The following is a 19104-nucleotide window of genomic DNA, read 5'->3' on the forward strand; positions in this document are numbered from 1 at the left end:
TCATGCTCCCTTTACAGATCAAACCGCTTGCTCTCGCCTCTTGCTCCCAAAGCGCGCGGGCTTTGCTGTGTCGCCATTCTCCGCCGTTGAAAAGACGAGCCGCCACTGGCCGCAGCCGGTATGAACAGCGTAAACAGCGTCAAAATGACGGCAAGTACGGCGCAGGCGATCAGGCGCACCACGACATCCAGCAAGTAAATCGAGGACAGCCCCATTTCCAGTACAAGCCCCGCCAGCAGGCCGGACACCGCGCCGCCAATAATAAAGCTTTTCGCCAAATGACGATTGTCAAAAATCAGTCCCAAAGCCAAGCCGAGCAAACCGCCGATGATCAGCAAGCTGACCACGCGCAAAATCGCGTACACCGTGCTTTGTGCGGTTGCTCCCGTCCGTTCGAGAACGAGATTGCGATCTTGTCTGCTCATATCGTAAATCTGGCCGAAGATGCCCGTCATTTCGTCAGCGTGCTCGACGTTGAAATAACGGCCCCCGGTTTCAGCGGCAATTTGCTCCAAAAGACGCGTACCGTCCGCGTCCATCTGGCTCATTCCGACCGTATGGACGATCACCTGATGCTGCTTGAAAGGCGCCAGTGCAGCAGGAATATCCAGGCTGGTGTATCCGTCCGACATCAGCACAACCGTGCTGTTCTCGACTTGCTGGGCCGCGAGAAGCTGGTCAAGGCCCGCCTTCAACGCCAGATCGATGCTCGTTCCCCCATCTGTGCGGGGAAAATTCAACAGCTTTTGCACGACATCGTCCTTGGTTGCCTGGCTGCTCAGTGCTACGAGCGGCTGCAACACTTGTGTCTGATCGTTAAACGTGACGACAGCAATCTTCATGTCGCTGTCCATTTTTTGCACCATGTCCGCAGCAGCCTTGAACAGCTGGTTGTCCGGGTCAGACTGCTGCATGCTGCCAGAGGTGTCCAGCAGCATGACGATGTTGTTCGCTCCGCTCGATACTTGAAAAGACGAGCCGTACAGCAATTGGAGCAGCATCGCCACGACACCTACCATGACAAAGGTGCTCGGCACGAGCATTTTCCAGGAAAAGCCCAGATAGCGCTGCTTCCAGCCCAATCCGTTCAAACGCGGCGAGATCATTTCTGCGAGCAGGCACATCAACCCTACGAAAAAAGCATATTGACCAAAATAAAGTCCAATTAACAGCCAGTGCGCCATCTCGCCAGCCAGACGCTCCAGAATTACTTCTCCTACAAAAAAACCGATGACGCCGCCCACCAGACTGCAAACAACCATGAGCAGGCTCAGCTTCCTCTGACTCATGACGTTCCCTCCTCTCCCACGCGGCCAAATACAAAGCCGCTCTCCTCATAGGAGGAGTGGTACTTCTTGTTGTTGCGGTAAAACATCAAATCCTCCACGCCGAATCCACCCATCAGGTTCATTTTTTCTATCCCGCTTTTTTGCTCTTCGTGGATGCAACCTTGCTTGTAGGTTCTGTTGCCTTCATCCTGACGCAGCACGTACTGGACGAAGTCGTTGTGAATATCCGCGAACAAATACTTTTCCTCGTAACGGTGCTTTTGCAAGAAATGAAACACTTCGATATGAACCGCTGCCCGCTGTTCCAGCACTTGCGACAAGTCCAAAAACAAATCGTCACGGGTCAGGACTGTCCGGTTATCGTAAGCAGCTCCCACATTGGCCCGCGCAAGCAGCTCTGCTTCAAAAGACAGGGCAAACGGCGAGCGGGTCAAAATCTCGTTGCGGCAAAACTGGCACAAACGCTCCACCAGACCGGCTATCCGGTTTTGGAACAAAAGAGCGCCACTGCCGATGTAGCGCTGCTCCATGTAAAATCCGCTGCCTTTTGCTGCTTCCAGCGAGCGCATCGTGTCGCGGACGACGGACTCGTAATACTCGTCCACGTTTTTCCCCAAGTAATCGGTCGCTTCCCGAACGCTTGCCTGGGCGATCTCCCGCAGTTGCCTTTGCAACCCTTCCAGTTGCTCGACCTGTTCCCCGATCTGCCTGTGAATCGCCTCTGCCTGTCGCTCGTAGTCAACCAGCATGGCAAGCAAAAGCTCCCATTCCAGCAGTTCCAGCTTCTTGTCATAGACGACTTGCAGCAGATGGCGCGTAAACGTACGGACGCGCTCCTTGTCCCGGGTGAAAAAACCGCCTAACCGAATGTCCTGGCGATCGACCCGCTGCTGATAAATCTCGTTCAGCTCGGCACGGATCAACTCTACCTGACGGGCAGCTTCCCTGATTCCCGTTCGCAGCTCGTCCTGCAAATTCGCTCCGTTGGCCAGTTCCGCTGTCAGCTGGTAGGCGGCATACAAGCCGAAGCGCTCATCTGCCACGACCTGATCCTGAATTACATCCGCCAAAGGCTCTTGCGCAAGCATCCGCTCCAGCCTGGCCTTCGCGCCGGAAGCGATATTCGCTTCAAAAAAGGCTTGGCTGCTGCCGTCGAACAGCGCCAGCTCCGCTTCGCGCATCGTCATGCCTGCCAGCTCCCCATAGCTGATCCCCGACGTCATCAGCCCCGACATTTCCTCCAGCACGTGTGGATCAGGCAAAATCGCCGCCATTTTGCGCTCCAGCTCATGCGCTGACAGCCCCAGCTTTTCCCGCGCCTTTGTTTTCGGAACAAGCTCGCCCTCTCTCAACTGCTCCCAATAGCGGTCAAACACAGCCGCAAGCACGGTCAGCGCGATCGCATGCGTCGGCCGCTTCACTTTGGACAAGCCTGCTGTGGCAAACCTGGTCGCAGAGCCGTCTCCTGCCATATTGCGAATGAATTGCAGCTTGCTGTAGCCCTCGTTGCCTTCGCTGAACTCATGTTCTGCCTTTTTGTTGTTCAAAAGCACCAGCTTGCTGACCAGCTCGTAATTTTCCTGCATGCCGCCCTCGATAAACAAGCCTTGCTCCGTCTTGTCACTGAGCAGATAGGCAATCGAGAACAACGGCGCCCGCTCGTGCTCGACGGGCAGCTTGACGAGATCTTCCGTCACAAGCAGACGCGACCGATAGCGGAAATCGCTGCTTTGATAATGGTTCAGCTCTTCCAAAAAGCTGACCGAGAGCGCCGAGGAAAAGCCGAATGCCTCCCCGTTGTTTCGCTCTTGCAACAAAACATACAGATCAGCAGACACGTTTTTGAACAGCTCATTCAAGTAGCTTTTCAGAAGCAATGTCAGCTCGGGCAAAAGAATGGCAGCGGGATCATCGGCCCGGGTCACGACAGCGATATTTACTTGCTGAAAGGCCGAAAACAGCTTGCCCATCTCGGCAACGCGCACGCTCGCCAGCTTCATGAGCTTGTTCAGCTCTACCTTCCCTGCTTCGTCTTGCAAAAAGCGTTCGTGAACGGAGGAACGCATCGTCTTTTTGTCGACATCGGCTTTGGGCAAACGACAACCAAGCACTTGCGGGTGCTCCCACGTCTGCTCCTGATAAGCATGGACGTAGAGAACGCCGCGGCTGTTCTGCCAGTCACGCTCATTGCTCGCACAGACAGCTCGCAGCGCCTCCACGCACTTGTCCCCGACGAAGAGGAACAGCACGGGGTTTTGAATGCTCCGCTGTCCGTACCCGCTATCCAGCTGTCTTTGCAAATCTTCCACGTATTGGGTCGCGAACTCGTTAATCAAATCCCTCATGCTTCCTCCTTGCTTATTGCAGCGTTTTGCGCATGTCGTTTACTTTTGCCCAAACTTTTTTGTAGAACTGGTACATCTCTTCGCCATTCACATACTCGTCGCGGTCGTACTCCAGATCGTTTTTCACAGCCTGGAACGCCGTTGCAATCTCGTCCAGCTTATTCAGCAGCTGCTCGGTATTTTCTGCCGTCACAAACGCGTCGCTGCGCTTTGTCGCTTTGCGCTGGAGGGTCGCCATGCTTTTGTGGTCGAGCGCGCGGAATTTTTCATAGATGGCAAATTCCACGTGCTTGTTCACCTTCATCAAGTTGACGAACGGGTCCCACGCTTCCTCTTCTTCGTCCTTGTCGTAGACGTACAAGGCTCCGCGCTTGCAAATCGTGCCTGTGTAGAGCGCCTCGATATAGCGGGTCAAAATCTCTTCCTCGCCCTGGATGGCGTTGACGATTTGCTCCAGCTCCTGGATTTTCGCTTCGATTTCCGCGTATTTGCGGTCTTCTTCTTCCAACAGGCGAATCAGTTGCGGCGAGCGAATCAAGTTTTCCTTCGCCAGCTCTTCGTTGATGCTGCCGAAAATATCCCGCACCGTTTCTGCCGGAAGGCCGTCTCTCATGAAGCCTTTCAGCTCAGCCAATGCTCGCTTGATCTCGCCGGGACTCAGCTTGGCGTTGCCTCCCTGATGCTTGTCCAGAAAAGCGGCGACGGAGAACGGTTTGGTCACGACGCACTCATAGCGGTTGCTCGTCTTGCTGTCGTCGCCTTTTTCCCGGATGCTGCCGTAGCGCAGTCCGCGGTCAAACAGTTCCCGCACTTTTGCGTTGTAGGCTCTGATCCGGTCGTTTTGATAAGTGTCTCCCCACGATTTTTCCGGGATTGGCGACGGGAGGTACGCCCAGTTGTTCTTTTCGGTCTGCACGAGGTGGCGGCCAATGCCTTCCCGGTCGAGAATCGTGCGCTCATAGCTTTCTTCGTACACTTTCAGCGGCGTGTAGGCAAACAGCGGAACTCCGTTTTTCGTATTCAGCCAGAAAATCCGGTTTTTGACTTCGCTTTCTTTTACCGTGAACCGCGAACCGCTGATGGCTGTGTCCTGGTAGTTGCGGATTCCTTTCAAGATCGACGGCGCTTTTAACGGAACAGAGACGAAGCCCCAGGAAGGGAAGTGCATGTTGCCGAGATTGTTGCTCAGGTGGAAGACCGGAATCGCTTCTTCGTCCAGCTTGCTGGCGATTTTGCGCTCCACGATGCGGTCAAGCGTCTCGTCCTGCCCGTATTTGATCACGAGGAACTCTTCCATCGACTTCGTAATCAGCTCGCCGAATTTCTCCGAGAGGAACTCCGAGATCGAGCTGACGATATCCAGCTCCTGCTCTTTGACCCACTTGTCGGAATGGCGGAGCAGCTCGCTCGTGAAGTCGCGGATCAGGTCCTCCGCATCCTTTTGCTCCAAAATGTTCCCGACTACTTTGGCAATGTCCGGCACACTGACGATGTTCCAGTAGTACGTTTTGTTGCCTGTGCGGTCACTCTCTTCCCCGCCGTTGATCAAAATGTCTCCGTTTTGCTCAAAAATCAGGTTGAGCGCGTTCAAAATCTCTGTGAACACGTTGTAAATGCGATTGTTTTCCGCATTCAGCAAACGGTGCAGCTCTTCGTAAAACTCGATCATTTGCTCCAGCTTCTCCTGATCGGCCAAAAGCTGGTACTCGTTAATTTTCGCTTCGATGTAGCTGTTTTTCTTTTTCTCCTTGGAGATAAAGGCGCTTCTCGCATCGCCGAGCTTTTCGTTGGCGTTCTCGCGCGCCCCCTCAATCTCCCGCGGGTAGCTTTCCAGCGTCGCTTTCAGGCTCTCCACGTAAGAGAGGATCATTTTCATCAGGCAAAAGCCTTTGTCCGAATGAATCAGGCGGGACGCGTAAAACGGCCCTTGCTGCGGATGCAGGAAAACACGGGTAATCATTTCTCCGAACACGCCGATCATTTCGCCAGGCGTCTGCTTTTTGCATTTGATGTACGCTTCCCGCGCTTTTGCCAGGTAGCCTTGTTCCAGCTCATGATCGATGCTCACGACTTGCTGCGAAATGACGTTGCTGTAGTTCAGCCGTTCGCTGTTCTCATAGCCTGGCAACGGCTCCGGCACCCGCTCTTCGAATTTGCGGGAAATCGAATCGATATCAATGCCGAGCTTGCGGGCGAATTTCTCCGCATCCTCTTGCGTCGGAGCGACCTGGAACATTTTCTCCATCTTTTTGAACAGGCGGTATGCGAGATACGTCGTCATTTCCTCAATCGGCAAAACAGCGGAGGAAGCGCCGATGACGTTGTATTGGTAGTTGGCCGCGTACGATTTTGGCATCTGGTTGATGTTCGTACGGATGTTGCTGATGTAGTCGTGAATCGCAAATTCTTCGCCTGAGCGCTTTTCTTCGCTCGCCATGAAGTTCGTAATGTTCTCGGCGGTGACGTTCATGCAGTAATCGTAGGCGTTTTCCAGCGCTTTGCCCTCAAGGTTGGTCGCCGAAATCAAGTGGCACAGGTTGAACGGCGGCATCGGCGACTGGACGGTCAGGACACTGCCGTATTGCTGACGGAAACGCTCCTGGCGCTCGTCCGCATTCATCCAGTAATCAAGCTCTTTCAGAGCCGCGTAGCCGTTTTTCATGATGTAGTCGCGCGTGTGCGAGCTAAGGCTTTTGTTCGACAGGTTGACGTCCGGCGTAAACAGATAGCCGAGCGTGTTGACCTTGTCCACTCCCGCACTGCCGAAATCCCGCTCCAAAATCCCGCGCACGATGTAGGCGATATCGAGGAAACAGCCGCTGCCCGTTCCGCCGGACAGACCGCTCAACAGGAAGACCGTCAGCTTTTTGTTCGTGCCCTCGCAAAGCATTTTGATTTTTTTCTCGATCGTTTGCACGACTTGCGTGATTTTCGTGAACAGCAGCAGTCGTCCTGCCTGGCGCACACCGGACGCACCGCTGATCCCGTCCGTAATCGTCAGCTCCGGCGAGAGCCAGTCCGTGATGTACGGCTCCAAAATGCTGCGGTTTTGCAGCACGCCGCCGATTTCCGGGTTGGACAAAAGCACAAACTCGGTCACCGGATCGAGCCCGATGCCTTTGTACTTTTTGTTGCGGTCGTGCTCGTTCGTCTCAAACGCGATAAATTCGATATTGTCCGGCTTCTCCTTGCGCTTTTTCGAAAGCGCGTCTACCGGCAGCTTGAAGCGTCTGTTCACCTGGTACTTCAAGCGCAGCAGCGCATCGATGCCTGTACCACCCAGACCGATGACGAGCATCGGGTTGTCGATGGTGTCTACACGTATTTTGTCACTGACGATACCGCCGCCAAGCGATACGTCCAATTGTTGGATATGCTCTCTCACTACTGCTTTCATGTTTGATCCACTCCTAGACGATGTAGTCTACAAAAACGGACTTGTTGACATTCGTTAATGAAATTTTGATGCGGTCGTTCTTCTTCAGTTCCTTGCCCCGGCTGACGTCGAGCACGCGCCCTGCCTTTTCGATCCGGCAGGTGGAGCGATTTTCGATGATCAGCGTGTCATTTTTTCCGGGCAAAAAGATGACTTTGTCAGTCTCCGCAAACTCCGGTGCGAGTTGCAGCAGTTGGTGCAGCTTCACTTTTCCCTTGAACGCGCTCAGTTTTTTGTACTGCGGACTGGATTTCTCTCCGGTATCCTCGTCCACGATCTCGATCGCGATCTGTCCCGCGAAGCCTTTGTTGGCCTTGCGCCAGATTGCCCAGGCGTACAAGCCGCCGCCAACCAGCAGGAGAAGAACCCCTGCACCTCCTAGTACGGTCAGCCACGGAAATGGTTTCGACTCTGCGGCTGGGCTGGTCGTAGTCGGCTGCTGTGTCGTTGCTCCCGTGCCTGTCTTTGCTGCATCAATCGCAATCGGCTTCGTCTCGCGATAAAAACTGCTGTCTTCCGCCTTGATTTTCAGTTCGTACGAATGGTCGGCCGGAATGGTGAAGCTTCCTTCAAACCCGCTTCCCGTGTTCTGCAAAGCCTGCTCGCTCGTCTTGTTATCTGTCTTGTCCGTCACGATCAACGTAGCCTTCATCGGCTTGTACAAATCCGGGCTGGCAAGCTTTTGGCCGTTGGACTCCAGTGCTGCCTTGATCGGAACAACATCCCCTGCCTTGAAGCTGGTTGCCTTGATTGGCTCCGCCGCAAGCTGCAAGTCGTAGTTGAAGATCAGGTTGATGTCGATTTTTTCCTTTGGCACGCCTTTTACTTGCAGCTTCCAGTCTCCCTGCTGCGGCTTCACCAGCTTGAGCATGGTGTACGCGTTCGACTTGGACAAACGCACTTCATTAGACGGGATCGGCACTTGTTTGCCGCTTGGATCGAACAGCTTCACTTCTACTGCTTTTCCAGACATGATGGAAATGTTTGCTTCCATGACGCTTGCGTTTGGAATGGAAATCGGGACTTCCTGGGTTTGGCCGTTCGCCGTGAAACTTTTCACCGGAACGACTTTCAGCTTCAAATGATTGGCAAAAATTTCACTCAATATTTGCGGGAGCTTGTCCGCTGTGCTTGTTTCGAAAAATTTACCATTCGTCTCTGTAGCAATTTGCTGCAAGGTCGTCCGGTTGAGCTGTCCATCCGCATTCAGCCCGATGGTGTAAATCGGATAGCCCTTCGCTTTTGCCGCTTTCACTGCCTCTTGCAGCTCCTGATCCGATTGGGACTGCGTCCTGCCAGAAGCCTTGTTCAAAAAGTTGTTGCCGTCCGCCAGCAAGACAATGATCGGCGCATTTGCCGGATCATGCCCTGCATCGAGAATTTTCACCGCCTCCGTCACTCCTACGGAAATATCGGTGTACGCTCCTTTTTGCAGACTGTCGATGAACGCTTTGATGTCCTTCTTGTCTTCCTCGGAATTAACTTGAATCAGCGCTTTTTCACGCTCGATTTTGTCGGTATACGAAACGACACCGATTTTGTTCGCCTGAATGGACGTCATGTCGACGAACATTTTCATTGCTTCATTGCTTACCTTGTTTTTGTCGCTTTGTGTCATCGAATTGCTGACATCGACGACCAGTACAGCGTCCATGTTGTTTCCGACGGTTTGCGCGTAGCCGGGATGAGCGCTCCAGATGACTGTGACAAACAGAAACATGAGACACAGCGCGTATCGATACCACATGCCAAAACGTAACTTTTTCATGGGAACCCCTCTTGCATACAGAATTTAAGCACTATTGCAAACGAAGAAAGACTGTGACACTATTACCACTAGATTGAAGAGTAGTGAAAAAGTAGTAGATAATTGCTTGTCCTCCTACTCGTAATACGATACGACGTGATTCTTTGTTACAGATTTCGACACTTTCATGAGGGAGAATTTTTATGTTAACTTACTTTCTTCTCTTTGCCGCTTTTTTGCTGCTGGCAGTGCGCTTTTTCAAGCTGCTGCGACTGAAACGGCGCAATCTCTCGGCAGCCGAAATCGACCAGCATCTGCATCGCTTGTTAAACGAGAAGAGGAATCAGCCATGAAAAAACGAATCGGTGTCCAATTCCGGAAAACCCGCAAAACAAAGCACGCTTTTGAACGAATCCAGGCCTGCAAGCGATGCCATACTTACCACGTGCTTTGGGATACGCACTGCGAGACATGCGGACGAGCGTACACTCCTGTGCGGGAAGTATCTGCTGCCGTGACTCGCCGGTATGTTCAGACACGCTTTTTGCTTCTGGGCTTGTTCGTCTGCCTCGCGATTCTCTGTGCCACGACTCTGACGGAGATCGCCATTGCCATAGGCGTTGGTCTGCTTTTTGTCTGCCTGTTTTTCGTTATCCAAAAAAAGTACGGCTCTTATGAAAAGGACGCTCAACTGCAAACCTTTTTCAGCCAGGAGGAAGAAGCTCTGAAAAAATCGTTTCTCTACCACCTGGAACAAGTAGGCGCTGACGTCAAAGCAGGACAGATCAAGGAAGCCTACGAAAAAACACGGGAAATCGGCTACTTCGTTGACTCTGATACGATTAAAATTCGCAAAATCATGTTTCTGAACCATTTTGTGCTGCGAAAAGACATGGAGCTTGAGCTGGAAACTCTCATCCCATCGACTTATGACAAAGACTTTATGGAATATTTGCGTGAAGTAGTCAAAGTACAGCCATCGCTCGTCAAAAAAGCGGTGCTCGATTATGTCAGGCGCTACAAAGCGCAAATTTTGCTGCTCGAAAACGGCGAGCAACTGATTGGACAAGTGGCTGGTGCGGCGCTGCGGATGAGAGCGTATGTGGAAGAGTATCAAGATTTGATCATCGAGTTTATCGATTATTTGCCGCGTGAGCGACTGCTGCGACTCGTCAAAATGATCAGGGACCATCGCAACGAGAACTGGGAACAATTATACCATTTTGCTAAAAACAGGGTGGATACTCATTTTGCATTTGACCCTGACTTTAAAGGAGTATTGTGAGGGAGCAGCCTTTGATGAAAATATCCTCCTATCAAAAATCGCTCTTTGTCCGAAATGCAGCGCTCGTCCTGTTTTCGCTCGCACTTGTCGCTGTCTGCGTCAAATTGGCGCTCGGCTACAGGCAGATTGCGCTGTACGATCAGGCGAAGTCGTTTTATGACGCCAATCAATTGCTTCAAGCCGAGGAAAGCTTTGCCCGTGCCAGCGACATGGCGACGCTATCATACGGAGACGAAGAGTGGACTGTTGTCATGACCCGGTTGAGCGCCATGCGCCGTGAGCTGGAGGAGCTTCAGCAAAAATTGCAGACGGCCATAATGGGTAAGCAGGACGAGAACGTGCTTGCTGCCTATCGGATTTACCAGACGATGCGGGAAAAGTACAACGGCACGGCTGGCACAGCCTCTGCCTTTTTTCAGCAGTTCACTGCGCAGATCAACCTGGAGAAAAAGTTGGCCGACTACTATCAGCAGGCGCTGCAACAGGCGAAGGCGCAGTCCAAGGAAAATCTGGAGAAGCAAAGCTATCGGGACGAGTCCTTTATCGACACGCTGATCGCCATTCCTGACGAGTATTACGGTGGAAAACAGGCGAAACAGGACGAGCTGCTCGCGCTTTTTGCCGACTATGAAAAAGCGAAGCTGCGTGCTTTGATTGCCAATGCCTCTTTTGACGAAGTAATCACGCGAACAGCGTCGAGCTTGCGCCACTACACGCAGCAAGGTGTCGATGCAAGCTGGCTGCTTACCCGGTTGGAAAAATACGCGAAGGACGAATTGAGAGAAGCGATTCGCAAGCAAGACCTTGCCGCCTTCGTCGACATGGCTGAGGCGTACCGCAAAATCGGGGATGTCCTCCCCACCGATTCGCCGACGCTCGAAGCGATCAGCAAGCAAGTGGAAGCCTACTTCAAGCAGGCCGAGCAATTGGTCAAAGCGCACAAGTTTCAAAAAGCGATTGAGCTGTATCAGCAACTGAATCCGTTGCAGGATATCAGCACGCTGGTGAGCGAAGTAGAGAATCGCTGGCTCGATTACGAGCCCGGCCACATGCTGGAAGCGAAATATCCGGACAAGCTTTTTACCAAAATCATCTCCGGCACTGAGCTGTGGGGAGCCAAGCTCTACGCTTTCGGACTCGTGGAAGCAGACCAGCGTCTCTATCTGGCAGCGAAAATGCCAAATGACTCCCTGCTCTATTTGGAGCAGCCGCTCGAAGTCGACATGAAATCGGCTACCGCCAAGCTGGCGAGTGAGCTTGGAGCGGAGAAAGCTCCGTTGATTTTCGTGCAATCGGCCGGAAAAGAACGCCCATTTGCCTATGTCGGACTGCTGCCGGAGTTGTCCGCGGAAAAGTTGACACGGGTGTTTTTCGCAGAGGCAGATGATTTCGGCGTGGAAGATCGCGAGCATGTCGTTTTGAAAAATGCGGTCGGCAAAGGCGAGAAAGAATACGCCTTGTTCAAATTGACCAGGGATGGCCTCGAATATATTTCCAAGCTGGCAGACATGCTCCCGGACAGCCCGGACTCCGGGACTAGCGAGCCTGATGATGCTTCGTCGGTCGATCAGGGCGCGAGTGAGGGTGAACAAACGGATAACAGCTCTTCGTCCCAGATCATCCAGGTGCATGCAGGGCCAGGCCAAGAGTATCCGGTCATCGGTCAAGTGGCAAAAGACGCGCCGCCTCAGCCTGTCGAGGAGATGAACGGCTGGTATCGGATTGAGTTTGACGGAAAAGACGGGTGGATTCCCGCCGGAAAGCCTGACTCCGCTCCCTCTCCGTAAGGAAGTGCCAGTGCCTCGCCTATCGAAAAAGAAACAGCTTCCATCGCACGCTCTGTAATGCGGTGGGAGCTTTCTATTTTTTCCGTTGAATCCACAATCAGATTATTCTATAATTGCTCCTTAGTTCTTTGTTCACTTTTGGAAACAGCGAGGAGACCCACCATGTTTGGCATCGTTCATTATGAAGCGTTCTTGCTCACAGCAATCATGTTAAATCTGATCCCCGGCACTGACACGATGTACATTATTTCGCGCAGCATTGCCCAGGGACGACGGGCGGGAATCCAGTCTGTGTTCGGGATATTGACGGGCTCGCTGATCCACACGCTGCTCGCAGCCTTTGGTTTGTCCATGCTTTTGGCGCAGTCGCTTTTGCTTTTTACCATCGTTAAAATTCTCGGCGTCGCCTATCTTGTCTATCTCGGCGTTCGCATGTTCCTGACCAAAGAGCCTCTGTCGATGGATCGTGCCGCCACGCAGCACGCCAACACCGAGAAAGTGTATTGGCAAGGTGTTCTCACCAGTCTGACCAATCCGAAGGTTGCTTTGTTTTTCATTGCCTTCCTTCCGCAGTTTGTCAGTACGTCAGACGCCGGGGCGCTGCCTTTTCTCCTGCTTGGCCTGACTTTTACCGTAACAGGCGGAATCTGGTGCAGCATCATCGCGCTTTTCGCGTCATTTGCCACCGCGAAATTGCGCAGCAATCCGAAGATTTCTGTGGTATTGAACAAGCTCACAGGAGTTGTCTTCATCGGGATGGGACTGAACTTGCTGCGTGCTAAAGCTACTCCGTAAAAGTGAATGTTTTTTGCTAACAAAACCAACTGCCAAGTCGGGCTGGAGCCTTTCTCCGCCCGGCTTTTTTGTGCTGTAGAGAATTTGTATAGGGCGGAAATTTACTATGGGTTCAGGCATTTTTTTCTACTTCCTTGCATGGCGCAAACCGGGCAGCTTTTTTGAACCCGACAACTTTGTACGAAAAGATGCCATTGCTGGAACGGGCTCGCAAACGAGACAGGAAAGGAGTGAGTATGCACACAGGCATGGCTAACGAAGGGGGATAGACAAGTGCGGGTACTCGTTGGCATTGGATTTATCCTCGCAGGCTTGGCTTTTCTTTTCTACCCGCAATGGGAGTTGGAACGGCACGATCAAAAACAAAAACAACTCATCTACGCTTTCGAGCAGATGGGTAGCGTAAGCGAGCATGTACCAGCAGAAAAAACCACTGCGCCAACTGCTCAGACTTCTGCGCCCGCTGCCTTGCTTGCAGGGGCCAAAGGCGTGATCCGGATTCCTAAAATTGACTTGGAAATGATGATTTTTGCAGGCGCAGATTCCCTGGTTCTGAATAAAGGGGCCGGGATGATCGAGCCGGATAAGGAATTTGGAAAAAACAACGTCGGGCTGGCAGGGCATCGCGGAGCAACACGCGGCAAGCAGTTCAATCGGCTGGATGAGCTGGCGCCGAATGATGAAATCGACATTCAAACGAAAACAGCCAACTACCGTTTTGTCATCGTCAAAACGTTTGTCGTCGATCGCACTCAAGTAGAGGTGCTGGACGATCAGGCAGAGCCATTGCTCACCTTGGTCACCTGCACGCCTGTCGGAGCGAAAAACCCGCGGGAGCGATTGATCGTGCAAGCGAAGCTTTCCGCGAAAAGTTGACGATGATGCAACCAACCATCCATGCCGGGCAGCATTGGTTTTCTCTTCTGGCAGTGCTTTTTTAAATGACAGGAGGAGCTTATGCGAAGGAAATCTTGGATAGTTGTTGTGGCCTTCTTGCTCATTGTGCAAAGCCTTTTTGGCATGGCAACAACAGCTCATGCGGCATCAAATGGGCAAGTTGCAACCACAGCAGATGATGGAACGGGCACGAATCCGGGGGATGGCTCCGGTACGAATCCCGGTGACGGTTCTGGCACCAACCCAGGCGATGGCTCTGGTACCAACCCAGGCGACGGCTCTGGCACGAATCCGGGTGACGGCTCTGGCACCAACCCAGGTGATGGCTCCGGCACGAATCCCGGCGACGGCTCCGGCACGAATCCGGGGGACGGCTCTGGCACCAACCCAGGTGATGGCTCCGGCACCAACCCCGGCGACAGCTCTGGCACGAATCCGGGCAACGGCTCTGGCACCAACCCCAGGTGATGGCTCCGGCACGAACCCGGGCGACGGCTCTGGCACCAACCCCGGTGACGGTTCTGGCACGAATCCCGGCGATGGTTCTGGCACCAACCCCGGCGACGGCTCTGGCACCAACCCCGGTGACGGTTCTGGCACGAATCCCGGCGACGGCTCCGGCACCAACCCCGGCACAGGCACGGGCCCCGTCCCGGGCGACGGCTCTGTCCCGCCATCGCCAAGCGCTCCCCCGCCTGTCCTTGAAGTGCCTGTCCCACAAGGCGACGTCATAACCGAGAACATCATCACCAGCGTGGTTATGAAGGACAAAAACGGGAACAACATCGAGGAAATCCGACCGGACCAGGGATCGCGCGTTCAAATCGACTTCACATGGAAGCTGGAAGCAGGCCATGCTTATTCCGAAGGCTCTACTTTCTCCTTTCCATTACCGGACAAATTCAAAACAGACCGCGTCTTGACCGGAGACCTCGACGGAGGCTACGGAACGTACGAGGTGACAACAGACGGACAGGTCACTTTTACCTTCAACGATTCCATCAACGATGGGCAAGAGGTAGATAACGGCTACTTCTTTGTTTGGCGCGAGTTTGATGAACTAAAGTTTGAAGGGGGCACCAGACAGGAAATTGACTTCAAACTGGACGGAGTCGCCCTGATTCAGGTTCACTTCAAAAACAAAAACGACACTCAAATCAAAAAGGCAGCCAAAGCAAACAAAGGGATGAACGCCAGCGAAATCGACTGGACGGTTGATTTTAACCAAGGGGAGCACCCGATAAAAGACGCCGTATTTACAGATGAACTTCCAAACGGTCTGGAAATCGACATGACGTCCATCAAAGTGTACGCGCTGGAAGTAAATCTGAACGGCCTCGTCAATCAAAAGGGCGAAATCACTTCCTTTACCCCTGAAAAATTGACGACAGCCAACGGATTTACAATTAATTTCGGCGATATCAACAGCGCTTATCGAGTCACGTACAAAACCAAGATCACGGAAAGCAAAGATCAAACGTTTACCAACCAGGCCACTGTCACAGGAAGCAATCTTCCTGATGCCCTGAAAGACTCGGCAAGCGTCTCGGTCAAGTACAGCAAGCCCTTGACCAAAGGTACGCCTGACTACAAATCGGAAACCCAAACCATTACATGGTCGATCCAGTACAACTACAATGAGAAAACGATCCCGCAGGCCAACGCTTGGATCGCGGACACATTCGATACGAATCATCAGGAGCTTTTGCCTGGCTCTTTCACCGTTTATCAAATGAGCATCGACGATAACGGAAAGGCAACCAAGGCGGGAGCAGCTGTTACAAACTACACCGTAACGGACACTCCGACTGGCTTCAAGCTCCAGTTTGCCGAAGACGTGACAACAGCTTACGAGATCGTCTACCAAACCAAAGCGAAAAAGCGGGTCCATGAAGACAAATACACGGTGATCAACAAAGTGGAAAACAGCGCAGGCGATACAGCGGAAGCTCCAAGGGACATCAACCAGGAAATTTTCTGGAAATCGGCCAAAAAAGAACGGGGCAATTACGACAAGAAAACGATTGAATGGACCCTCTACCTCAACGGCGACAACTGGGAAATGGACGCGGGCCTGTTCATCACGGACAACTACGCAGGCCAGGGGCTGACACTCATCCCGGAAAGTGTGAAAGTCAGCGACTGGACGAACGAGCTGCAAAAAGACACAGACTACACGCTGGAACCGAATCCCGACTACGCAAAAGGCTTTAAAATCACGTTCATGAACAAACTGACCAAAAGCCATGTGATCACGTACGAAACCAGATTCGATCCAACGTCCAAAGACCGTCCGACCGCTTACAAAAACGAAGCTACGTTGAACTGGACCGAAAACGGTACGCCACAGACACCGATCACCAAATCGGCTACGGTCACTCCAGACCGCTACACCACGAACAACGGAAACAAGACGGGCACATACAACGCCAAGACGAAAGAAATTACATGGACAATCGATGTGAACTACAACCTTCACCAGATTTCCAATGCGATTGTGCGCGACTTTTACAGCGGCGAGCAAACTTTCGTGGACAACTCGCTGAAGGTTTACAAGCTGAAGCTGACGGGTGGAGCAAACGGTGTAGAAGTCGTGGACGAGGAAATCCCGTTCTCCAACTTCCAGAAGCTGAAGGAAAACGGCAACGACGGTTTTGAAATACACCTCGGCGAAATCAAATCCGCTGTCCGTATTACCTACAAAACCAACCTGGAAAATCTCCCCGTCCAGAGCGAATACACAAACAAAGCGACGTTGCACGACAGTGACACCTCTACCCCTCCGCTCTTCACAGGATCAACGACTGTGAAGCCGAAATACGGCGGAGATTACCTGCTGAAAACAGGCCGTCAAGGTACGGGAGCAGAATCTGAGTACGCATTCTGGAGCATCATGATCAACCCGAGCCAGTCGCAAATCGCGGCAGGTGCCCAGTTGAAGGATACTTTGTCTGCCAATCAAATTTTGCTGCAAGATTCCTTCAAGCTGTACACAACGGATGTCTCTGCCAACGGAGCGCTGTTCAAGTCGACTGAACTGGATGCGGCTGAATACACGCTGCACACAGAAGGCAATTCGTTTTCCATCACGTTCAAAAATGAACTGCACACAGCCTACATCCTCGAATACCAGTCGTTTATCAACGCTGACGACGGCGAAAAGATCGACAATGAAGCTTCTTTTGCAGGCAAAACCGTTGTCGGGGTCGACGATAAAGGGAATGAAGGCATCAAGGTGAAATTGTCCGGTGCAGGCGGCGGGGCAAACACACCGGGCAAAGGCCACATCCAAGTCATTAAAAAAGACGCTGACACGAAAGAGCCTCTGGCCGGGGCAGAGTTCGGGCTGTACGACAAATCGGGAGCGACTCTGCTGGAAAAAATCGTGACAGATGCCGATGGTCTTGCCCTTTTCAAAAATTACAAATACAAAACTTACAAGCTGAAAGAAATTTCCGCGCCAGCTGTCTACGTCATCCCGGATGAGTACCGCAGCGGCAAAGAGCTTATCTTGAAAGCTTCCGGCACGCCCGATCCCGCAGTCCCTTACACGCTGGAAATCACCGTGGAAAACAAACTGCTGCGGCAAGGTTTCGAGCTGACCAAGGTGGACTCGGAAAATGCAGCGAAGCAACTGGACGGGGCCGTTTTCCTGCTCCAGTTCGATAAAAACGGCACATTCGAAGACGTCGCTGAACTGACGACAGGACCGGACGGCAAGCTGTTCAAAGGTGATCTGCCAACAGGCGACTATCGTCTGGTAGAAAAAACAGCGCCGAAAGGGTACAAACTGGATACCACTCCGCAAACATTCACCATCGTTGCCAACCAGACGGAAATCGTGAAGCTCACCATGAAAAACGAGAAAAACGTCGGTTCGGTTGAACTGCTAAAAATCGACCACTTCACGCAGGAACCTCTCGCTGGCGTCACCTTCGACCTGCTTGACGCAGACGACAAACTGGTGCAAAGCGGATTGGCAACGAATGCGGAAGGCAAAATTACCGTTCCGAATCTCAAAGCCGGAAGCTACCAGTTCGTGGAGAAGACAACACTCCCGGACTATCAGCTGGCGGCTCCGCTGAAATTCGATCTGGTCGACGAAGGCACATTGACGCTTACTTTGACCAACAAACTGATTCCAGGCTCGATCAAACTGACCAAAGTAAGAGCAGGCTATCCCAACCACAAGCTGAAGGGAGCCGTTTTCACCCTGGAGGACGAAAATGGGCAAACCGTCAAAGATAAAGACGGGCTGGAACTGAAAGAATTGACGACCGATGACAACGGCGAACTGATTGTGGAGAACCTCAATCCCGGAAAGTATCAGTTTGTCGAAACGAAAGCTCCGGCTGGCTACATGAGAACAAGCAAGCCAATCGCCTTCGAGATCAAAAGAAACCAGGTCCAAGGCAAACACGTGGAAGTCATCGCGGAAAACCAAGTCATTACAGGAATCCCGCAGGCAGGCTCCGTGGAATTGCTGAAAATCGATCACTTTACGAAGGAACCACTCGCTGGTGTCACCTTCGATCTGGTTGATGCAGACGGCAAAGTGGTACAAAGCGGATTGATTACGGATGCGAATGGCAAAATCCACGTTGAGAACCTTCAGCCTGGAACGTACAAATTCGTTGAAACCAAGGCGCTTGCCGACTATCAGCTGGCAGACCCTCTGCGTTTCGACTTGACCGCTGGCGATCCGCTCTCCCTCACTCTGACCAACAAGCTGATTCCAGGTTCAGTCAAACTGATCAAGGTCAAGGCTGGAAATGCGAATCGCAAGCTGGCAGGAGCGGTCTTCACCTTGGAGGACGAGAATGGCCGGACCGTGCAGGACAATCTCACAACTGACGAGAACGGCGAACTGATCGTCGAGAACCTCAACCCTGGCAAATACGAGTTCATCGAGACAAAAGCGCCAGCTGGCTATGAGAAAGACAGCACGCCGATCGCCTTTGTTGTCCAAAAAGGGCAAACCAAAGGCAAACACGTGGAAGTCGTTGTGGAGAACAAGGTAAAAACAGGCGGCGGTACCGATCCAGATCCGGAAGAGCCGACCAAACCTGAAAAACCCGAAAAGCCGGATAAACCAGACAAACCGGATAAGCCGGACAAACCGGATAAACCAGACAAACCAGATACTCCTGAGCAGCCAGGTACTCCTGAGCAACCGGGCACTCCGGGACAACCGGGCACTCCGGGACAGCCAGGCACTCCGGGACAGCCGGGCACCCCTGGGCAACCTGCCACACCCGAACAATCCGGCAACCCTGAGCAGACAAACAACGCCGGGCAGACAGCAAGCCCCGGCACTCCTGCCCAGCCAATCGAATCCGCAGGCTCGAAAAACGCCAACGTACAAAACAACGCGGACGAAACGTTCCCAAGCGGAAATGTGCTGCCACAGACTGGCGAGGAAGCACCAACGGGCTATTTGCTCGCCGGAATCTCCTCCCTGCTGATCGGTCTTTCCATCCTGCTGTATCGCAGAAAGAGCGCCGTATAATTCAAAAAGAGGAC

Annotated in this window: 10 protein-coding genes; 6 read left to right on the forward strand and 4 right to left on the reverse strand. The window is 52.6% G+C overall.

Annotated elements, in window-relative coordinates:
• Positions 1–11: 11 nt before the first annotated feature.
• From HP435_RS27600 to HP435_RS27615, 4 genes are read right to left on the reverse strand one after another with little or no spacing between them, the layout of a single operon-like run.
• A complete protein-coding gene (locus HP435_RS27600) occupies positions 12–1289 on the reverse strand; it encodes a vWA domain-containing protein (protein WP_122962413.1) in 1278 nt (425 codons plus the stop codon).
• Positions 1286–3634, reverse strand: a complete 2349-nt coding sequence (locus tag HP435_RS27605) for a hypothetical protein (RefSeq protein WP_173600084.1) — start codon at positions 3632–3634, stop codon at positions 1286–1288. Before HP435_RS27605 ends, HP435_RS27600 begins: the two co-directional genes overlap by 4 nt.
• Positions 3635–3647: 13 nt before the next feature.
• Positions 3648–7031 carry a tubulin-like doman-containing protein gene (locus HP435_RS27610; protein ID WP_173600083.1) on the reverse strand — a complete coding sequence of 1128 codons (3384 nt, stop codon included), beginning with the start codon at positions 7029–7031 and terminating at the stop codon, positions 3648–3650.
• Between the two features lie 13 nt (positions 7032–7044).
• Positions 7045–8838 carry a vWA domain-containing protein gene (locus HP435_RS27615; protein ID WP_122962410.1) on the reverse strand — a complete coding sequence of 598 codons (1794 nt, stop codon included), beginning with the start codon at positions 8836–8838 and terminating at the stop codon, positions 7045–7047.
• 182 nt (positions 8839–9020) lie between these two features.
• On the opposite strand from HP435_RS27615, the gene HP435_RS27620 reads away from it, so the two are divergent.
• The 6 genes from HP435_RS27620 to HP435_RS27655 all read left to right on the forward strand — a co-directional run bounded on the left by HP435_RS27620 (position 9021) and on the right by HP435_RS27655 (position 19090).
• Positions 9021–9170, forward strand: a complete 150-nt coding sequence (locus tag HP435_RS27620) for a hypothetical protein (RefSeq protein ID WP_007778284.1) — start codon at positions 9021–9023, stop codon at positions 9168–9170.
• The gene (locus HP435_RS27625; protein WP_173600082.1) at positions 9167–10102 is read left to right on the forward strand and encodes a hypothetical protein; all 936 of its coding nucleotides are present in this window, start codon (positions 9167–9169) and stop codon (positions 10100–10102) included. The genes HP435_RS27620 and HP435_RS27625 overlap by 4 nt, the downstream gene beginning before the upstream one ends.
• 14 nt (positions 10103–10116) lie before the next feature.
• On the forward strand, positions 10117–11889 hold the full coding sequence (locus tag HP435_RS27630) for an SH3 domain-containing protein (RefSeq protein WP_173600081.1): 1773 nt from the start codon (positions 10117–10119) through the stop codon (positions 11887–11889).
• Between the two features lie 162 nt (positions 11890–12051).
• Complete coding sequence (locus tag HP435_RS27635) at positions 12052–12684, forward strand: LysE family translocator (protein ID WP_122962408.1); 633 nt, start codon at positions 12052–12054, stop codon at positions 12682–12684.
• Between the two features lie 273 nt (positions 12685–12957).
• On the forward strand, positions 12958–13560 hold the full coding sequence (locus tag HP435_RS27640) for a class D sortase (protein WP_173597282.1): 603 nt from the start codon (positions 12958–12960) through the stop codon (positions 13558–13560).
• Positions 13561–13732: 172 nt separating this feature from the next.
• The gene (locus tag HP435_RS27655) at positions 13733–19090 is read left to right on the forward strand and encodes a SpaA isopeptide-forming pilin-related protein (RefSeq protein ID WP_255679193.1); all 5358 of its coding nucleotides are present in this window, start codon (positions 13733–13735) and stop codon (positions 19088–19090) included.
• The last annotated feature ends 14 nt before the right edge of the window (positions 19091–19104 follow it).

The organism is Brevibacillus sp. HD3.3A (assembly GCF_013284375.2).
Lineage (GTDB): Bacteria > Bacillota > Bacilli > Brevibacillales > Brevibacillaceae > Brevibacillus > Brevibacillus parabrevis.

What these genes read in the sequence shown, in the direction of transcription:
- HP435_RS27600 (WP_122962413.1), bottom strand. Translation starts at nt 1,289, where the DNA reads ATGAGTCAGAGGAAGCTGAGCCTGCTCATGGTTGTTTGCAGTCTGGTG.
- HP435_RS27605 (WP_173600084.1), bottom strand. Translation starts at nt 3,634, where the DNA reads ATGAGGGATTTGATTAACGAGTTCGCGACCCAATACGTGGAAGATTTG.
- HP435_RS27610 (WP_173600083.1), bottom strand. Translation starts at nt 7,031, where the DNA reads ATGAAAGCAGTAGTGAGAGAGCATATCCAACAATTGGACGTATCGCTT.
- HP435_RS27615 (WP_122962410.1), bottom strand. Translation starts at nt 8,838, where the DNA reads ATGAAAAAGTTACGTTTTGGCATGTGGTATCGATACGCGCTGTGTCTC.
- HP435_RS27620 (WP_007778284.1), top strand. Translation starts at nt 9,021, where the DNA reads ATGTTAACTTACTTTCTTCTCTTTGCCGCTTTTTTGCTGCTGGCAGTG.
- HP435_RS27625 (WP_173600082.1), top strand. Translation starts at nt 9,167, where the DNA reads ATGAAAAAACGAATCGGTGTCCAATTCCGGAAAACCCGCAAAACAAAG.
- HP435_RS27630 (WP_173600081.1), top strand. Translation starts at nt 10,117, where the DNA reads ATGAAAATATCCTCCTATCAAAAATCGCTCTTTGTCCGAAATGCAGCG.
- HP435_RS27635 (WP_122962408.1), top strand. Translation starts at nt 12,052, where the DNA reads ATGTTTGGCATCGTTCATTATGAAGCGTTCTTGCTCACAGCAATCATG.
- HP435_RS27655 (WP_255679193.1), top strand. Translation starts at nt 13,733, where the DNA reads ATGGGCAAGTTGCAACCACAGCAGATGATGGAACGGGCACGAATCCGG.